Here is an 18121-nt window from a genome sequence, read left to right on the forward strand (position 1 = left end):
CACCTGGGACACCGGTCCGTTACCCGGTAACGCTGAAGGGCTACCGTGGCACCTGGAAGTAGGTATCCCATTCTGCGGAGTCCGGATCGAGCCTGCGCACGATCGCCGCGTCCGCCCGCACTGCCAGCCGCTCCAGCATCTCACGTTTCGTTACCGAGTAACGGCGTGCCAGCCGTGCGAGCGCGAGATCGGCTTCAGTGGTCACCCACATATCAAGCCGCCGCTCCCCGTTGCCATCGTTTCCAGCTGTCGCCCGCCTTGCCCGGAAGGCGGCCTGCCGCTCCGCTGTTGTTTGCGCCATCGGTTTCCCCTCGTCGTTGTTACCCGGTAACGATATGTCTGAACTCGTTACCGGGTAACGCAAAATACCCAAAGGAGATAGCATGTCCCGCTTCACATCGCGTTGTCCAGGAAAAACCGAACGGTCCAGGCGAGGCGCTTACATTGCAGCCTCCTTACCTGACGTTGAACATCGGCCCAATTGATGCCGGTCCACGCCACGCCCGAAGGTGCACGCGCCCGTGTTGCTGCGCTCATTTGCTTTCCTTCCGTTTAGATGGTTCTGCAAACTCTCTGGTGAGGAGAGACCACGAGGAAGTCTGCCCGCTTTCGCGTCGGGTGATGTTGCAACCCGTATCCCGTCCATTACAGCCGGGCATTCGCTTTTTCCCCGATCCTGTGCCCGCACCGCCATGGGCAGACCTCGCAGCCTGCTGTCCCGAAGGGAGCGATACGGGGTTTCCACGTTCCGCTTATGGAAGTACGCCGGGTTAGGTGCCTGCTCTGGGCCGGGAGGTATGCGGGTCACGAACGCGTAATCGAAAGACGCTGTTCCCACCTCCAGTACCGTTTTGGTTCGAGCGCAATAGCCATTTCCGCTCGTTCAACGTAACGACCCTACTGCAGATTCAAATGTTTTCACCATACCGACTATCTGGCACTCATCCGGCGTATGGCTGCCAGAAGGGTACGCCTCTCGCGATTGATACCCCGCGCCTTGCGGCGCTTCGTTACGTTGTCAGAGCCGCTCTTGATTCAGGCCCCTAGATTCACCGGGTGACACCGGTGGTTCTCGCCTTCGATACGGCGAGAAGGGAGAACAACTTCTGTAAGCGACCTCGTGTCGCACCTCGACTACGTTGTTCAGGTGCTTCGAGGACCGGACCTTGGTGTCTTCGCGAAGCACGCCGTCGTCCTTCATCTCACGAACCGCGCGATGCGAAGCCGCGGAGCCATCGAGCGTGATGGTTTTCGGCGGCTGGCCCTGATGCTTGATAGCTCTTTTTGAAAAATGCTTTTGCTGCGAGCACGTCGCGCTTGGCGCGAAGCATGAAGTCTACTGTTTGGCCTACTCGAGCCACCGCTCGATAAAGCTAGACTCATTTGCCGCGCAGTTTGATATATGTCTCATCGACACGCCAGGACTGACCGGTGGGCGTGCCAAAGCGGTTCCAGCGTTTGACGAATTCGGGCGAATAGTGCCTCACCCAACGCAAGATCGTGGTGTGCGCCAGCGACAGTCCTCGCTCGGCCATCATTTCCAGCACGTCCCGCAGGCTGAGCTTGTGGCGCAGGTACCAGCGAACACACAGGATGATTACCTCGCGATCAAAGTGCCGCTCCGCGAACAACTCCTCCAGACACTTAAATTTGCTCATCGTCGGCTCTCAAATTCGCTCAGCTCGAAACCGTAACGGTTTCGCCCACGCTATTTGTACCAGAGCCTCTGACTGCCGATGCGCTACGCCCTCGTCGGCTAAACGCGGACTATTTGCACACCGCTTTGAGCGATCTGGAACACTTTTTCGGTGAGTCGATTGAGCCTGCGCCCGTCGAAGAGTCGGAAATCCGGAAGACCGAGAAGCGATCCGGACCCATCGAGCGAATTTGCATCGATCGCGCTGCGCTGGACGACGACCACGTAGACATTCCCAGCTTCGTCAATGGCTTTGAATTCTTCTGTTGTTAAGGGGATCATTTCGAAAGGGTTAGATTAAAACTCCCAATTCTACAAGCTGCTGGGATTCGCACCTGACTAAGCGGCGCGTTGGAAATAAAGAGCATGGCGCTTACCGCATTCGAACAAAGCAGATCCGCGAAGCGCTCTGGGCGATCGCCCGCGCCGGGAGGGCCATCCCGGAGAGTGTAAGGAATCACCTGGCTGTCCGCGCGGCACCCAGCAGACGAATCGCTGCAATCTGGCCCTCCCGGGCACCAGATGCTGCTACCGCGCGTCGGTGATTGGCAGGCTGTGACGTCGGCGATTCTTATCGGAAACCGTGTGGAATACGCATCGTAGCCGGTGGCGAGCACGAGAACGTCCAGATCGTGCAATGTCCGTCCACCGTGCACATGCCGCTTGGTTCGAAGCATTCGATCTCGACACTTCGTATGGCTTATATCAGTCGCGTTAACGCTTGTGTTCCGCCCGCATTCCCACGCGCTCATTCGTCCCAGAATTTTGTTCAATCCTCCAATTGCTCTCCGAACGCGCAACGAGGTTGCATATCGCGATGCAACGCCGTTGCACAAACGCAGCGGTCAATGGGTTGCAACTGCCTGAGCTTGCGGTTTTACGCTTTGGCACGCTTGTCGCTATATGAGCCTGTCTGAGCATCTGCATGGAAAAAACAGAATGGGACGAGATCCCGAAATGAAAATCGTCATGTTTGCGGGAGGCGAATAGGGACCGAGAACACTTGGGCACTGAGCAATATCACCAGCTTATCAACCTGTTAGCTCATCGTTAAGAAATGAAGGACAAATTGAACATGAATGCTCCGAGAAATGATGCAAGGATGATCACCACCGTCGGCGCGGCACTCGCAGACGCGACTGACCGCTATCCGAATCACGTATTCCTTAGCGACGGGACGCGCGACCTCACGTTTCAGGAAACGTCCGACCAGGTTGACGGGATTTGCCGCGCGTTGCTGGAGCGGGGCCTGCAACGCGGCGACAGACTGGCGCTGTTGTTGCCCAATTCTCCTGAGTGGGTCTTGCTCATGCTTGGTTGCGCGCGGCTTGGCATCATGGTCATCACCGTCAACACGCGCGGTAAGGCCGAAGAAGTTGCATATGTGCTGGCGAAGTCCCGGGCCAAAGCGTTAGTCATGGTCGATAGTTACTGGAACATCGACTATCGGGCGTCGCTCGCGGGGGCGAGTCCATCGCTTTTCGACGCCGGCGCCGGTACCGGTCTCTCAACCGCGCTCTCGCATCTCGAGCAAGTGATCGTGCTCGACGGCGCGGCGTCCGACTTTGGACTCATGCGCTCGGTCAACTCGGCACAAGTGAGCCACGACGCCCTCGCTCGAGCGCAAGCGGCCGTGCTACCGGACGATCCGGCAATCACCGTGTTCACATCGGGCACGACGGGAAAACCGAAAGGCGCGGTGCACAGCCACGTTTTCCTGCGAAACGCATCCAATTTTGCTCGTGGCATGCGTATGGCGCCGGGTGACGTGATTCTTGGGCATATGCCGTTCTTCCACGTGGCCGGCCTCGTGACCGCGCTCTTTCCTGCATTGCTGACGGGCTGCGCGCTGGTGACGATGAATCAGTGGCAACCGCAGGCGGCCGCACGCCTGATCGCCGAGCGGCGAATCCGCTTCTTTGGCGGAATTCCGACGCACTTCATCGACCTCGCGGAAATCGTCGAGCGGGAGCGGCTCGACACGTCGTGCCTGAAGGCTGCCTGGATAGGAGGCGCGAACGTCTCCACGGAGGTGGCTCTGCGCGCGATGCGGGTACTCAGACTCGAGGCCTTGCTAGCCGCATATGGAATGACCGAAACAAGCGGCTGCACGACGTTGACCCGCTATGACGATCCCGTCGAAGTCGCGTGCGAAGGTAAGGGTATGCCCATTGGCGACTACGAGGTTCAGGTGGTCGATCCAAAAACGCGAGCGCTGCGCCTCACGGGCGAGACTGGCGAAATCTGGGTGCGAGGCGAGATCGTGATGAACGGATACCTCGAGGATCCCGAAGAAACCGCCGAGGTGATGACCGAGGACGGCTGGTTCAGGACGGGCGACCTGGGGCAACTGGATCCGCAAGGCTATCTCAGGATCACTGGGCGTTTGAAAGACATGTTCATCGTCGGCGGCAACAACGTCTATCCGGCCGAGGTTGAGCGCTGCCTTCATTTCATGCCGGGCGTGCGGCAAGTGGCGGTGGTCGGTGTGCCCGATGTTCGCCTCGGCGAAGTAGGCTATGCATTCGTCGAACGCGACGGTGCGACTGGCGTGACGCGGGAACAAATCGTCAGCTTTGCCAAACGGCATCTTGCCGACTACAAGGTGCCGCGGCATGTTGCGTTTGTCGATGCCTTTCCGATGACTGGCGCGCGCAAGGTCCAACGGCATGCGCTCGTCGCCGACGCGATCGAGCGTCTAAAAGATAAATAGCATGCCTAAATTGTTGTTAAGGTCGCGTCGTATAGATGGCGCGACCTGTCTGCCTGGCATGGTGGGCGCTTTCCGGAAAATTCAACTGTACCCACGACTCCATTTCAGCCCATGACGTTTGAGCTTACGATACAACGTGACGCGATGAATGTTGAGTTCGGCAGCAGCCGCCTCGATCTTGCCATCGTGACGATTCAGGACGCTCAAGATCACGCGAAGCTCAGCATCGTTCAGCAAGTCGGGATCATGAGAAGGCACCACTTGCTCGTCGGCAAGTTCAATATCTGTTCTTGCGATCCGTTCGCCTTTGCTACTCAGAGCAGCGTGGACAAGCACGTTGCGTAGTTCCCGAATATTGCCGGGCCAGTCGTAACTTTCAAGCAGTTGAAGGGCGTCACCGTCGAGTGTTTTCTGCTCCTGCTTCAATATTTTCTCTGCGAGCAGAGCGATATCCTCCACTCGCTCGCGAAGGGGAGGAATACGCACGGTACACACGTTGAGGCGGTGATAGAGATCCGCGCGGAATTGTCCGGTCTTGACCAGATGACGTAAATCCAGATTCGTGGCTCCCACGACACGCACGTCTACGGGGCGTGGCTTATCCGCGCCGATGCGCACCACGGTTTGTTCCTCGAGAAAGCGAAGGAGACTGACCTGCATCGCGGTTGACATGACTTCTAGTTCGTCTAGAAACAAGGTGCCGTGATTGGCAAGTTCGAGCTTTCCTTGGCGTCCTCCTCGCGCTGCGCCTGTGAACGCTCCTTCTTCATAGCCGAACAATTCCGCCCTGAGTAATTCCCCGTCCATGCCGCCGCAGTTGATCGACACGAAAGGCCCCAAACACCGTGAACTTTCCGCATGAACGGCATGTGCGAAAAGCTCTTTGCCAGTGCCGGTCTCGCCGACGATCAACACCGCGTCATCGCGTTGCGCGATCTGCTTCGCGCTTGTAATACTCCTGAGGAGCGAATCGCTCTGTCCAATCAATCCGTCAAACCGATGATTGGCTTGCCATAACGCGACTTGCCGTCGTCGCGCCACGGGTTGGACGCCCGGCGATTTCAGTGTGAGGAGGAAGCCTAAGATATCCGACTGCTTGTGGAGTGGCTTTATCTCAGCAGCCAGGCGGTCGTCGCCACATTGCAGATCCACGGTCTGCGGATGCTTCACAGAGATGAGTTCTGATGCCGTGCCCTGGAGTCGGATGCCGGGCAAGGAGGACAGCAACTTGCCACGGACATCCGTACCTTTGAGTCGGAGTGCGCTGCATGCAGCCGCCGATATCCCGACAATGACGCCTTGTCGTGTCACGCACACCACAGGATCGTTTGGAAAACGCGAAATATGAGCTTCATACAGTTCCAGCAACTGAATGCGGCACCGCTGCTCGTCAAGGATGAGCTCGCTCTCAATAATGGCGCCAGCATTGCTAGTCAACTCAAAGGCCTTTGGATGAGCAATGCAGCCAAAGCCGTACACGCTGACCGCGCCTCTGACTTCTCCCGTCACGCGATCCAGTATCGGGGATGAACTGCCCGTCCACTGGTCTAGCCCCTGCGTGTAATGCTCATACCAATGAACCTGGACCGGTTCGCAGAGGGCATGGCAAAGCGCCACGGAGCCTGTTCCAACAAGCTGTTCCAGCCACTGGCCACCCGCAATATCGTTGACGAATTCCGCCTCATTCCTGACAGCATTGCCAGTCGACAACCACGCCGTTCTTTGAAAACGGTCTGTCAACATTAAAACAGACGCACGATCGCTCAGGGCCTTTGAAAGTAACTGGAGGATCGGCGTGGATGCGTCGACAAGGCGGCGGTCCTCCTGGGCAGAAACAAAACTTGCCGCAGTCACGCCGCTTTTTGATTCGTCGGTCAGCCGCCCCTTCACTCCCCAACTTGGGTCAACGCCCGCAGTGCGGGAGCGGCGCCAGGATTCAAGAATCAGTGGGCGAACAGAAGAAAGATCTGCATCTTCGCCGGCGTGCACACGGTCGCGCGCACGGCGTACGCGGCGCGCGTCTTGAGATGATTCGGATGACAGGGGACTTTCGTTTCGCATCATTCAGGCCCGACCAAACCGCGTTCTGCATGTAAGGGATCCTGCGCAGGTCGCACACGACGGGCGCCTTCGAAGGACTCAGGTGACAACGAGCATTTGATGCCGCATGCATCGCCCGATTTTTATTCACCATTTTCTTACAGTCAAGATGAAGCGGGATGGAGGGGCATGCCTTCAGGCGAATGAAAGCATGCAACCCCCGTATTTACTTTTTGATGAGAAGCGTGCGCGTGTTGGTGAACTCGCAGAGCCCCTCATGCCCATTTTCGACACCCAGCCCCGACTGCTTGTGGCCGCCGAATGGAATGTCGACGCCATAAACGTGAATCTGATTGACCCACACCGTCCCCGTCTCGAGCCGGTTCGCCACGGCGATGGCAGCGTCACGGTTCTTGCCCCAGACGGAGCCGCCCAGCCCGAAGGGGCTGTTGTTCGCGCGGCGGATCACGTCCTCGACGTCGTCATAGGCCAGGATCGGCAGGATCGGGCCGAAGGGCTCTTCCTGCACGACGCGACTCGATTCCGGCGGGTTGTCGATGATTGTCACGGGCACGAAGTTGCCCGCGAGGCTGCGGTCGATTGTGCCGCCGAGCGCGACGCGGTAGTCATTGTTCTTCACATCCTCGAACAGGTCGGCGAGCTTTTCGTACTGCATGCGGTTCTGGATGGGGCCGAGATCGGTAGCGGGATCCATGCCGTCACCCACAGACTTGGTCTTCGCGTAGGCCACAAACTCGCTCACGAATTCGGCATGAATGCTGGTGTGGACGTACAGGCGCTTGATCGCGATACAGAGCTGAGCCGAGTTGTCGAAGGCGGCCCAGAAAAGCGTGGGGATGATCGACTTGTAGTCGGCATCGGGCAGCACGATGGCCGCGTCGTTACCGCCCAGCTCGAGCGTGAGACGTTTGAGATTGCCCGCGCTACTCGCCATCACCCTTTGGCCGGTGGCGGTGGAGCCGGTAAAGCTGATCTTCGCGATGTGCGGGTGTTCGGTCATGATCTGGCCGAGTTCGTTGCCCCCGGACAACACATTAAGCACGCCGCTCGGCAGAACCTTCAGCGCGATCTCGCCAAAACGAAGCGAGGTGAGCGGCGTATAGGGCGAGGGTTTGAGCACCACAGTGTTGCCGGTAACCAATGCGAAGGCAACCTTCCAGAGACCCAGCAGCACCGGCACGTTCCACGGCGTGATTGCACCCACGACTCCGAGCGGCGTGTGCTGGACCTGGACAACCTGCTGTTCGTTGTCTTCGAGCACCTCGACCGGAATGCGCCGTTTGGCGACTTCGCGGATCCAGTAAATGGCGCCTTCGACCTCGGTGGTGGCCATCGTGTGGCGCGGCTTGCCCTGTTCAAGCGTGAGCAGTGTGATGAGCTCGTCCTTGTTGGCGTCCAGCGCGTCAGCATAGCAATTCAGGTAGCTCTCGCGTTCATCCCATCCCAGCGCGGCCCACGCGGGGAATGCATTCCTTGCGCCCTGAATCGCCGCCTCTATCTGTTCAGGCGACGCGGCGGGCGCCTTGGCGAGAACCGTATTGCTGGCTGGATTGAGGACATCGAAAGTGGCCGATGCCGTGACGGCTTGACCGTCGATGGACAGCACGTAGGGCTGGGTGAAGTCGAGCGTGACGGATTCGGCGATGGCGTGTGAGGTCGGCATGGAAGATTCCTCTGGAACGTGAAGGTTGGACTCAAGCGCTCAAGCGAGAAGCGGCGGCGAAGCCGCCATCCATCCAGACGAGAGGATCGATCTCTGGATGGTTGACTATTTCGAGTACCTCGCCGGTGCACAGCGTGTGGGTGGAAACTTCGAAGGAGCCTGATTTGCGGCACAGCAGGCTGGCGATGGCATCAGTGAGCACGGGCGGGCGGTCTTCGTGGAGGCGCCACTGGCCGGTTTCGAAGCGCTCGCGTCCCTTCTTGAGGCCGCTGAAAATGCCGACCAGATCCTGATGCCGCGCCGACAGGAGGTTCACGCAGAAGTCCTGCTCGCGCGCGAGAATGGGCGCGATGCTGGCGTTGCGGTTGACGGCGACCACTAGGGTTGGTGGGTCGGCGGTGACGGACATGACGGCGGTGGCGGCCATGCCGGTGCACTGCTCGCCATGGCCGGCGGTGACGATGGCGACGGTAGTGGCGAGGCGGCGCATGGCCTGCCGGTAGTCATCGGCAAGAGGGTTCATGATTGGACTCCGTAATGAATGAAGGGCTCAGGCGTTCATGGGGTGGGGCATGTGCTTGACCCGTGCGAGGCTCGGCATGGCATCGGGTTTCGCCTCTTGTGTCGGGATAGGCTGGAAGTCGACGATGTTCAGCCCATAGCCCTCGAGCGCGTTGGGCACGGGATGGGAGTTGGTCAGCAGGATCATGTTCTGGACTCCCAGGTCATTGAGAACCTGGGCGCCGATGCCGTAATCGCGCAACGCCTGTTCCGCACCGGCGCGGGCTGGCGCGTCGCCGTAGTGGTCAGCGAGGTCGCGCCACTCCTTGAGCAGCACGAGCACGCCGCGACCGGCTTCAGCGATGATGCGCATAGCCTGCTCGAGCTGGCCGGCGCGCGGGCACTCCTCGCCGAGCACATCGACGCTGGGCAGATAGGGATGCATGCGCACCAGCACCGGCGCGGAACCAGTCACGTCGCCACGCACGAGCGCGATCGACTCGCTGCCGTCGATGCGGCTGGAATAGACCTTGAGCCGGAATGCGCCGCCGAAGCGACTGACGATGCTGTCGCTGGTCACGCACTGGACGAGCTTCTCGGTGCGGCGGCGGTAGGCGATCAGGTCCTTGATGGTCGCAATCTTCAGGCCGTGGGTCTGGGCAAAGCCCATGAGCTGGGGCAGGCGGGCCATGGTGCCGTCGTCGTTCATGATCTCGCAGATCACGCCGGCGGCGTTCAGGCCGGCGAGGCGCGAGACGTCGACGGCGGCCTCGGTATGGCCAGCGCGCACGAGGACACCGCCATCGCGGGCGACGAGCGGGAAGACGTGGCCGGGCGAGACGAGGTGAGCGGGACCGCAGGCGGGATCGGTGGCGATGGCGACGGTGCGGGCGCGGTCGGCGGCGGAAATGCCGGTGGTAACACCCTCACGGGCCTCGATGGAGACGGTGAAGGCGGTCTGATGCAAGGTTCCGTTGCGGCGGCTCATGAGCGGTAGGCCGAGCTGATCGACGCGTTCCTTCGAGAGGGCGAGGCAAATGAGACCCCGCCCATGCATGGCCATGAAGTTGATGGCTGCAGAGGAGGCCATCTGGGCGGGAATCACCAGATCGCCTTCGTTCTCCCTTTCCTCGTCATCCACAAGGATGAACATGCGCCCCGCGCGCGCTTCCTCGATGATTTCCTCGATTGGCGAGATGCGAAAGGGTGTTTGGCTGTGCGCCAGAGTCATGGTCATATCTGCCTCCTCATCGCAGCGCGTTAGCCGGCCAGAAGGCCGCGTTCCTGAAAAACCCTCTTGGCGATCATGATTGCGCTGACACCTGCGGGCCACCCGGAGTAGAGAGTGACGTGGGTGATCAGTTCGACCAGTTCGTCACTGGTGACGCCATTGTCGAGCGCCTTGCCGACATGGAAGGGCAACTGTTCGATGCGGTACTGCGCGGTCAGCGCGGTGACGGTAATCAGACTGCGGTCGCGATGGGACAAGCCAGGTCGCGCCCAAATGTCGCCGAACAGCAGGTCATCGGTCATGTCGGCCAGCTTGGGTGCGATATCTCCATACATTTGCTGGGCGGCGGAAGTCGATTTCTGGGTGCTCATCTCTTTCTCCTTGGTTTTGCGCCGCGCAGGCTGCGGCGCCCTGCGGGTTCAGTGTCCCGATTATTCACAGAAAATACTTATGAGTCAACATAGGTACTAACGAGTATTTATTCGTGCCGTCGATCTGGAGGATCGTGTCACGTCGACAGGCGTTCGGCCTTGTGATGGCACCCGGTGGAACGCGGCACTCGATGTTATTGACAGTCGATTTTTTCCATGCGAGGATAATCATGGTACTAATTTCTACCATTAAGTAGATAAGAATACTTTTCTATTTATGCGATCCCTGATCGCGGTGCAGCGAAGGACGCTGGCGTTGCGAGATTCCGGCCGAACACCGGGAATAGCCTTTCCGAAAAAAGGCGTCGCCGCAGTGTGGCGTCTTGATTGCGGGATGTGTTTGGGCTTGAGAGATGCCGCGTGCTTTTGCGTTCGGCAGTAATAAGCGTGCAGTCGGGCGTATAAGCAGTGATGACGGTGAGCATGGACGGGGGCGGCCGCCAGACAATCGGCCCATTCAGCGGCTTTCATAGCCATTATTTTCAAACAGTTCATCAATAGTACTAAGTTAACTGAATATCCGGAGGGATGGGATGAAAGCCGTACGCAACGCGTTAGTTTCGCTAGCAATGATCGTGGCATGCCAACTCGTGCATGCGCAAAGCTCGGTAACGCTCTATGGGGTGCTCGACGAATCGATCCAGTATGTTCATAACACCGCCGGTCAGCGGAGCCAGATTTCAATGCAGCAGGGCAACTGGTTACTTTCTCGCTGGGGGGTGACCGGCAGCGAGGACATCGGCCATGGAACCAAGGTGATTTTTACGCTTGAAAGCGGCTTCAATCTGAATAATGGTGCGTTCGCCAGCAGCAACCAGATATTCAACAGAGCGGCATATGTCGGCGTCAGCAATCCGCATTACGGCGATTTCACGTTCGGGCGGCAGCTGAACATCATGTATACGGTTATTACGCCGGTGCAGTGCAACTGGTATTACGGTTTTTGCGCGGCCCCTGGCGACGTCGATATGGCCGATGGCGGGATAAGGCTGAATAACGCTGCCACGTGGATGAGTCCAGTCTGGTCCGGGCTGCAACTCGCCGCTCAATACTCATTCGGGAACGTTGCCGGTTCCGTCGGTTCGGATCAGACGTATTCGCTGGCGGCCAGCTATACGTCCTCCACGCTCAAGGCGGCGGCTGGGTACATCCACATCGACAACGGCAATCCGGTAGGTTCGGTGCGTGGGACAGGTAATAACGGCAATATATTCTTTTCAGCCGTGAATGCCGCCTACATGACCGCCAGTTCCTATGACGTTGCGCGTGCGGCGGCGTCCTACACGATCGGCAGCGTGACGCTCGGTGGCTACTACAGCTTTTCCGAATATGTCGCTGACGGCTATTCGGTATTCAAAAAGTCCGAAAGATATAACAACGCGTCGCTGTACGCATACTGGATGATGACGCCCGCGTGGTCGAGTGAGTTTGCGGTCGACTACATGCGCACCCGCGGCGATTCATCCGCAACCTACAAAACGGCCGTTGCCAGTCTCGGCTACAGCCTGAGCAAGACCACCCAACTATATGGGTCCGTCGCATACGGACATGCGGCCGGACAAAACGGCGCGGGCGCGGCTCAAGCAGTCATTGGGGACTCGTGGGCGGCCGCGGGGACCTCGTGGCAAACGCTCGCTTTTGTCGGGATTGACCACCGATTCTGAAGGTACTCGTCGTGTTCGTGAATTTATGGGCAAAGGTGCCGCTATGAAACGCCAGATGCATTTGATTTCTGTCACGCACTCAGGGCCGCTGGTCGGATCCTGGCGTCATCCTGAATCTCAGAATGCGTACCTCGACGCAGACTGGTGGGCGACGATCGCGCAAACGCTTGAGGCGGCAAAGTTCGACGCCATCTTCTTCGCGGATGCCCAGACCTTCTACAACGATGAGATGGCCCGCAAGGGCGGCGACGTCTATCTGCTCGATCCGGTGCCGCTGGCGGCGTCGATTGCGAAGGCAACCCAGCGCCTGGGTATCGGCATCACTATTTCGGCGAGCTTCTTCGAGCCCTATGGGGTCGCGCGGGCACTCGGTACGCTCGATGTACTGAGCAAGGGACGCATGGCTTGGAATGTCGTGACGTCCGTTTCCGATCAGGAAGCGCAGCGTTTTGGCAAGCCTCGGCTGCTGCCCAAGGACGAACGCTATGACCGGGCCGACGAAATGGTGGACGCCTGCATGCAGCTATGGGGCAGTTTCCCGCCTGATGCGTACCTGGCGGACCGCAAGCGCGGCGAATTCATCGATCCCACGCGGCTCAAGTCGTTCGAATACACAGGGAAGTACGTGAAGACGCAGGGGCCGCTTACGGTTCCGCCGAGCCCGCAGGAACGGCCGCTGATCATGCAGGCAGGATCCTCCGAGCGCGGGCGGCAGTTCGCGGCGCGTTGGGCCGAGATCCTGTTTACTTTCCAGCGCACTCAGTCATCCATGCGTGCCTTTCGCGCGGACATGAACAGGCGTCTGGCCCAGTTCGGACGCGCGCCGGAGGATTGTGCGATTTTGCCCTCCATTCAAGTCGTGGTGGGCGAAACGGAAAGCATCGCGAAGGAGAAGCAACAGTATCTGTATTCCCTCGTTGACGATGACGTCGCGTTGGCGCGAACGTCCATGTCAGTCGGCGTCGATTTGACCAACGTCGCGCCTGATCAGAAGTTATCGGATCTCGACCTCGGCGCTGGATCGACTGGCGCGCTCGACGTCATGATGAGCGCCATGGCGGGCGAGAACCTCAGCATTATCGAGGCCGCGCGGCGCTATGCATTGAACTCACTGTGCCCCGAACTGGTGGGAACGCCGCTGCAGGTCGCGGACAAGATGCAGGAGATGTTCGAAGAGTGGGGCGGCGACGGATTCATTCTCTCGCCTCATGTCCTGCCAGCGTCGCTCGAAGAGTTCGCCCGATCCGTCGTGCCGATTTTGCAGGAGCGCGGCATTTTCCGGACCGACTACGTGGGCAGCACCTTGCGTGACCATCTGAAACAGGGCGCGCGCTAGGCCGACCCGATAGCCGCACTAACTTGGCCGAGTCGAGACTCGGCGTAACGGTGTAAATTACGCTATGCAGATACCAACAAGTACTAAATTAATTCAATAAGTATAAATAATTGACACGTATAAAACGTCATGATCTACTCGGTATCAATGAGTGAGACGTGTCGCGAGCCGAAATCTTTTCATTGCGCGTTCGACGCAACAGCGGAGACACATTCGCTGGTCCTGGGGGCGGCACCAGGCTTTGACTTCATCAAATTGTTTTAAAAGAGAGGGATTTCATGTCACGTCAGATGCACCTCATTGCGATTCTCTCAACGGGACCGACTACACATCATCACGCCATGTGGCGTCATCCGTTGACTGAGAACCGTTTCCTGGACCCTGAATGGTGGGCTCGACTCGGCAAGACGTTCGAGGACGCCAAGTTCGATGCCGTCTTTTGTGGCGACTCCCAGATTTTCTATAATGACGTTACGGTCAGAAAGGGTGGACAGATCTCCTTTCTCGACCCGATGCCGGTCGCCATGCTGCTCGCGCAAGCCACGAAACATCTGGGCATCGGAATCACGGTGTCGAGCAGCTTCTTCGAGGCCTATGGCATTGCACGCTCGCTCGGCACGCTCGATCTGCTGAGCGGCGGACGGATCGCCTGGAACGTGGTGACATCCACGTCGCAAGAAGAAGCGAGCCGTTACGGCCTCGATCTGTTGTCGCGCAACGCGCGTTACGACCGGGCTGACGAGATGCTCGAAGCGTGCTTCAAGCTCTGGGACAGCATCGATCCGGAGGCCTTCGTCCTGAACAAGAAGACGGGCGAGTTCATGGACGCATCGAAGCTCAAGTCGTTCGAGTACAACGGCAAATACATCCGGACCAAGGGGCCGCTGACGGTGCCGCCTAGTCCGCAGGGACGCCCGGTCATCATGCAGGCGGGTTCGTCCGAGCGTGGGCGGCAGTGCGCCGCGCGCTGGGCAGAGATCATCTTTACGTTGCAGAATTCGTTGCCCGACATGCAGGCTTTCTATTCCGATATCAAAGGCCGACTGCCCCAATATGGCCGCCGTGAAAGCGATTGCGCGATCCTGACGTCGGTGGATCCGATCATTGGCGAAACAGAGAACATTGCGCGCGAGAAACAGGCCTATATCAATAGCCTCGTCGACGAGGAATTGGCGGTGGGACTAGCTTCGATGCACCTCGGCGTAGACCTCACGGGCTTTGCAATGGACCAGCCGCTCGAGGATATCAACATGGAGACCGGCTCGCGTGGCGCATTCGACATCATGCTGAGCGCTTCGAAGGCGCAAGGTCTCACGCTTGGGCAAGCCTGCCGCCTTTATGCGACCAGCGAGCTCTGCCCGCAGCTCGTCGGGACACCTGAGCAAGTCGCCGACCAGATGCAGGACCTGTTTGAAAAGCGTGGATGTGACGGGTTCATTCTCACGCCGGTGTGCGCGCCGGGTTCTTTCGAGGATTTCACCCGTTCAGTGGTGCCCATCCTTCAGCAGCGCGGGCTGTTCCGCAAAGAATATCCCGGTACGACGCTGCGCGCGTCACTAGCCGAATAACACAGCAGCGAATTCGATCTCTGGAGGCATATAGCCATGCAAGGACAATCTGAAGTCACAGTTGATAACGTAGCAGGGCCGGCCAGCGGGTCGTCGGGCGTTCGCTCGGCGCCGACGTTGGTCCTGATTCTCGTTTCATTGGTGTATCTGGTCAGTTACATGGACCGGCAAATTTTCTCGCTGCTTCTGCCAGCGATGAACAAGGACATCAAGCTGACTGACACGCAGATCGGGCAGTTGACCGGACTTGCCTTTCCGATCATCTACGGTATTGCGAGCGTTATCGTGGCGGTTGCCGCGGACCGTATCAATCGCGCGAAATTGATCGGTTATTCGACGCTGCTGTTTGCGGTAATGACGGCGATGTGCGGTGTCGCGACCAGCTTCTGGTCCATATTCTTCACGCGTCTGGGTATCGGGCTGGGGGAGGCTGGCCCGACACCGCCGTCGCTTTCTCTCATCGCCGACAACTTCCAGGGACCGAAACGTCAGGTTGCCAATTCGGTCTATACGGCTGGTGCAGTGTTCGGCATGCTGGCTGCGTACATTTTCATTGGCAACGTCAGCGCATCCCACGGCTGGCGGGTCGGCTTTTACACGGCCGGCGCGATGGGACTGGTGGTGGGCCTGACTGTCCTGCTGTTCATGCGCGACAGCGGACGCAGCTCGCCGGAAGCCATGAGTTTCAGGGATTTCATGGATTTTCCGGCACTTTTCAAGATTCCGAGCTTTCGTTGGATTATCGGGGCGGCCATGCTTCATACGGTGCTGACCGAGTCCAGTGTCCAGTGGCTGCCATTGTTCCTCACGCGTTCGATGCATATGAGCCAGGCAGAGATTTCGTGGTTCCTCGGGCTCAATTACATCATTCTCGGCCTCACGGGAATTTTGATCGGCGGCGCTATTTCGACCCGCTTGCGCAAAAAATCGGCGGGCCGGCCGCAATTGTTCGGTTGCTCGGTCGCCTTCCTCATTACCGTCGGCTATGTGATTGCGCTGCTGTCGCTGAAGAAGAATGTCTCGGAGGTCAGTCTCGGTATTGTTATCCTGCTGAGCATTTCGAATTACGGCTCATTGCTCGCGTTCATTCAGGACGTGACGCCTGAAGACGGACACGCGAAGGCAACCGCGATCGCATTCTTTCTGATGAACCTGGCATGGGGCGTCGGCTCGCTAGCGATCGGGATCCTCAGCGATTACCTGGTTTCTTACTGGGGCACCGAATCGCTGCGTTATGCGCTGGTGCCGTCTGTTGCGATATCGGGGCTGCTGGCTTCGTTCTGCTACTACATGGCGGCACGTAATGGCGATCGCGACGCAGCACGTTACGGCAGCAAAGCGCACGTCTAAGCGGCTTTGATTTTCCGGTCCGGGTGTCTTCGTTATGAAGGCACTCGGATTTGCTTTTGTGGAGAGGGAAAAGCTGAAAGAGGCAGAAGAGGTGATAGAAGAATGACTTCGACAATCGCCCGCTGGAAGGTGTTACTTTCTGGTTTCGAGTACCGCGAGCGTTCTGAGCATCTCGTTGGTCAGAATCATGTGCCCCTCATCGAATCCCAGACCCGGCTTCGACATCAGGAAGTCAGGCTGACAGGCCAGGGCGATCTGTGCGGTCATTCGCGCGGAGATATCCGTTTCGTTGGCCGAGCCGCCGAGGCAGGATCCCATGCCGAACGCGCGGCACAGCAGAATGGCTTCGATTATATTGTTGATTCCGCCCATGTCCGGGCATTTGATCTGCACGAAATCCGCCACGCCGAGGCGGCTGCATTCGCGGATATCGCTCAGCGTATTGCACCACTCATCGATCACGATCTTAACGGTACTGGAGCGGCACGCCAGTGCGTCCCGGAGCTTGCGATAACAGTCGAACTGGTCTTGCTGAGTCTCTTTGATAATTGGCGACTCGATCAGCAAGGGGAACGGGGCGACAGCGTCGGCCAACCGATCCAGAAACTCCGCCATCGCCGCCGCGTGGCCGAACAGCTTTTCAACAGAGCCATACATGTCGAAATGGATGGAAGGGAAGTATTCGCTTCCACCAATCTGCCGAATGCGAGCGGTCAGCTTCGCGGCATAGTCGAGCAGTTTACCCCCATCGTGGCCGAGATCGTTTTCGACGGAGGAGAAAGCACCGTGCGGCAAAAGATCCGCCCGCTTCAGGATCGCTCGGTCGATCAATGTCGAATCCGATTGCTCGGACGCCGCCAGAATTCTTATGGGCACTGTCGCGATGCTCGTCACATATTCATCGGCAATGACTTCCGCCGGCATGCGATGGCGGCTCAGCGCCACAGCATGAAAGATTGCCTGGGTCGTGCCATATCGGATGGCGTTATGGATCGGCTTGCCGTTCACCACGATCGCATCGATTTCCTGCGCGAGCTGGCTGGCGCTGCGCAACTCTCTGCCTACGAGGCGCGGGCGAAGTTGGCGGTCGAGCAGGTCCATGGCGGCGGCCGGCCGGAACACGGCGTCGCGGCCTGCCACGCCAGCCAGAATCACACTTACGCCTTCGCCGACGGCCACCTGGCCGTCATTGAGCAGTAACAGGACGGAGATCGCTTCGCCTGGCTGGACGATCCGTTCGAAGCCCGGCGTGACGGGCTCTCCCTCGTATAGGAAACCGTTGCGGGTTGGGGACGCGAGTTGCGCCGCCAGATCGATATTGAAGTAGCCGCCGCGACTAGGGACAAAGCGCACGTCGGTAATTTTCGGCATGGTTGACTCCGCTTCGATGATTCAGCCGATCGGCACGGCCACGAGCACCCGTCCATGCGCATGCCGTGCAAGTTCTTCAAGCGTGGGATCGGGCCGCCACCAACGCTGCAGGCTGCGCCGGTGGCGATAGCCGATCACGATCATGTCGGCATCGACCAACGCGGCCTGGCGGGCGATGCAATCGACGACCCTGCCATGAGAGACGTAGCCCCGTGCATCGGTGCCATGGGCGCCAAGGTCGGCGAGCGCTTCGTCCAGCGTATGCCAGGCTCTGCCGATGATCTCGCCATAAGCGACATCAGTGAGCAAGCCGGCACTTGCCGAAATCGCGGATAGCGTCTCCGCGACCGCGAGCACGTGGACCTCGATTTCGCACGAGCGAACCAGCTCGGCGGCACGACGAAGCGCGCACCTGGCCTCGACAGAGCCGTCGTAGTAAATCAGGATCGAAGTCACCTTGGACACGGGATTTCCGAAACCGGGAGAGGAATGCGCGCACGCATCCGTTTCGTGCAGAACGCCCGTGCCTGACGGTT

At 58.9% G+C, this 18121-nt stretch carries 14 protein-coding genes and 1 pseudogene; 6 read left to right on the forward strand and 9 right to left on the reverse strand.

Annotated features, from left to right (window positions below; all coding sequences use genetic code 11):
• Positions 1-40: 40 nt before the first annotated feature.
• Complete coding sequence (locus tag ACUN0E_RS28310) at positions 41-211, reverse strand: hypothetical protein (RefSeq protein ID WP_445565191.1); 171 nt, start codon at positions 209-211, stop codon at positions 41-43.
• Between the two features lie 909 nt (positions 212-1120).
• Positions 1121-1658, reverse strand: a pseudogene (locus ACUN0E_RS28315) (IS6 family transposase); the annotation flags it as partial.
• 125 nt (positions 1659-1783) lie between these two features.
• Here ACUN0E_RS28315 and ACUN0E_RS28320 point away from each other — a divergent pair.
• Positions 1784-1969 carry a hypothetical protein gene (locus ACUN0E_RS28320; protein ID WP_445568649.1) on the forward strand — a complete coding sequence of 62 codons (186 nt, stop codon included), beginning with the start codon at positions 1784-1786 and terminating at the stop codon, positions 1967-1969.
• Positions 1970-2771: 802 nt separating this feature from the next.
• On the forward strand, positions 2772-4409 hold the full coding sequence (locus tag ACUN0E_RS28325) for a class I adenylate-forming enzyme family protein (protein WP_445568650.1): 1638 nt from the start codon (positions 2772-2774) through the stop codon (positions 4407-4409).
• Positions 4410-4490: 81 nt separating this feature from the next.
• Here the strand turns inward: ACUN0E_RS28325 and ACUN0E_RS28330 are convergent, their stop codons facing one another.
• The 5 genes from ACUN0E_RS28330 to ACUN0E_RS28350 form a co-directional block, all read right to left on the reverse strand.
• The gene (locus tag ACUN0E_RS28330) at positions 4491-6473 is read right to left on the reverse strand and encodes a sigma-54-dependent Fis family transcriptional regulator (RefSeq protein ID WP_445568651.1); all 1983 of its coding nucleotides are present in this window, start codon (positions 6471-6473) and stop codon (positions 4491-4493) included.
• Positions 6474-6675: 202 nt separating this feature from the next.
• Positions 6676-8076 carry an aldehyde dehydrogenase family protein gene (locus ACUN0E_RS28335; RefSeq protein ID WP_445568652.1) on the reverse strand — a complete coding sequence of 467 codons (1401 nt, stop codon included), beginning with the start codon at positions 8074-8076 and terminating at the stop codon, positions 6676-6678.
• An 88-nt stretch (positions 8077-8164) separates the two neighbouring features.
• Positions 8165-8656 carry a flavin reductase family protein gene (locus tag ACUN0E_RS28340; RefSeq protein ID WP_445568653.1) on the reverse strand — a complete coding sequence of 164 codons (492 nt, stop codon included), beginning with the start codon at positions 8654-8656 and terminating at the stop codon, positions 8165-8167.
• Positions 8657-8683: 27 nt separating this feature from the next.
• Positions 8684-9871: a 3,4-dihydroxy-2-butanone-4-phosphate synthase gene (ribB, locus tag ACUN0E_RS28345; protein ID WP_445568654.1), complete on the reverse strand. Its 1188-nt coding sequence runs from the start codon at positions 9869-9871 to the stop codon at positions 8684-8686.
• A 23-nt stretch (positions 9872-9894) separates the two neighbouring features.
• Positions 9895-10236 carry a carboxymuconolactone decarboxylase family protein gene (locus tag ACUN0E_RS28350; RefSeq protein WP_445568655.1) on the reverse strand — a complete coding sequence of 114 codons (342 nt, stop codon included), beginning with the start codon at positions 10234-10236 and terminating at the stop codon, positions 9895-9897.
• A 593-nt stretch (positions 10237-10829) separates the two neighbouring features.
• On the opposite strand from ACUN0E_RS28350, the gene ACUN0E_RS28355 reads away from it, so the two are divergent.
• The 4 genes from ACUN0E_RS28355 (at position 10830) to ACUN0E_RS28370 (ending at position 16214) form a co-directional block, all read left to right on the forward strand.
• Complete coding sequence (locus tag ACUN0E_RS28355; RefSeq protein ID WP_445568656.1) at positions 10830-11960, forward strand: porin; 1131 nt, start codon at positions 10830-10832, stop codon at positions 11958-11960.
• Complete coding sequence (locus ACUN0E_RS28360) at positions 11935-13296, forward strand: NtaA/DmoA family FMN-dependent monooxygenase (protein ID WP_445568657.1); 1362 nt, start codon at positions 11935-11937, stop codon at positions 13294-13296. The genes ACUN0E_RS28355 and ACUN0E_RS28360 overlap by 26 nt, the downstream gene beginning before the upstream one ends.
• Positions 13297-13574: 278 nt before the next feature.
• On the forward strand, positions 13575-14864 hold the full coding sequence (locus ACUN0E_RS28365; protein ID WP_445568658.1) for an LLM class flavin-dependent oxidoreductase: 1290 nt from the start codon (positions 13575-13577) through the stop codon (positions 14862-14864).
• 36 nt (positions 14865-14900) lie between these two features.
• The gene (locus ACUN0E_RS28370; protein ID WP_445568659.1) at positions 14901-16214 is read left to right on the forward strand and encodes an MFS transporter; all 1314 of its coding nucleotides are present in this window, start codon (positions 14901-14903) and stop codon (positions 16212-16214) included.
• Between the two features lie 132 nt (positions 16215-16346).
• Here the strand turns inward: ACUN0E_RS28370 and ACUN0E_RS28375 are convergent, their stop codons facing one another.
• Entirely contained in the window at positions 16347-17585 is a 1239-nt protein-coding gene (locus ACUN0E_RS28375; protein ID WP_445568660.1) for a methylaspartate ammonia-lyase, read from the reverse strand.
• 21 nt (positions 17586-17606) lie between these two features.
• Entirely contained in the window at positions 17607-18050 is a 444-nt protein-coding gene (locus tag ACUN0E_RS28380; protein WP_445568661.1) for a universal stress protein, read from the reverse strand.
• Positions 18051-18121: the final 71 nt, after the last annotated feature.

The organism is Paraburkholderia sp. D1E, assembly GCF_052682275.1.

Excerpts from the sequence above, each read along its gene's own strand:
- ACUN0E_RS28310 (WP_445565191.1), bottom strand. The coding sequence starts at position 211 with ATGTGGGTGACCACTGAAGCCGATCTCGCGCTCGCACGGCTGGCACGC.
- ACUN0E_RS28325 (WP_445568650.1), top strand. The coding sequence starts at position 2,772 with ATGAATGCTCCGAGAAATGATGCAAGGATGATCACCACCGTCGGCGCG.
- ACUN0E_RS28330 (WP_445568651.1), bottom strand. The coding sequence starts at position 6,473 with ATGATGCGAAACGAAAGTCCCCTGTCATCCGAATCATCTCAAGACGCG.
- ACUN0E_RS28340 (WP_445568653.1), bottom strand. The coding sequence starts at position 8,656 with ATGAACCCTCTTGCCGATGACTACCGGCAGGCCATGCGCCGCCTCGCC.
- ribB (WP_445568654.1), bottom strand. The coding sequence starts at position 9,871 with ATGACCATGACTCTGGCGCACAGCCAAACACCCTTTCGCATCTCGCCA.
- ACUN0E_RS28350 (WP_445568655.1), bottom strand. The coding sequence starts at position 10,236 with ATGAGCACCCAGAAATCGACTTCCGCCGCCCAGCAAATGTATGGAGAT.
- ACUN0E_RS28355 (WP_445568656.1), top strand. The coding sequence starts at position 10,830 with ATGAAAGCCGTACGCAACGCGTTAGTTTCGCTAGCAATGATCGTGGCA.
- ACUN0E_RS28365 (WP_445568658.1), top strand. The coding sequence starts at position 13,575 with ATGTCACGTCAGATGCACCTCATTGCGATTCTCTCAACGGGACCGACT.
- ACUN0E_RS28370 (WP_445568659.1), top strand. The coding sequence starts at position 14,901 with ATGCAAGGACAATCTGAAGTCACAGTTGATAACGTAGCAGGGCCGGCC.
- ACUN0E_RS28375 (WP_445568660.1), bottom strand. The coding sequence starts at position 17,585 with ATGCCGAAAATTACCGACGTGCGCTTTGTCCCTAGTCGCGGCGGCTAC.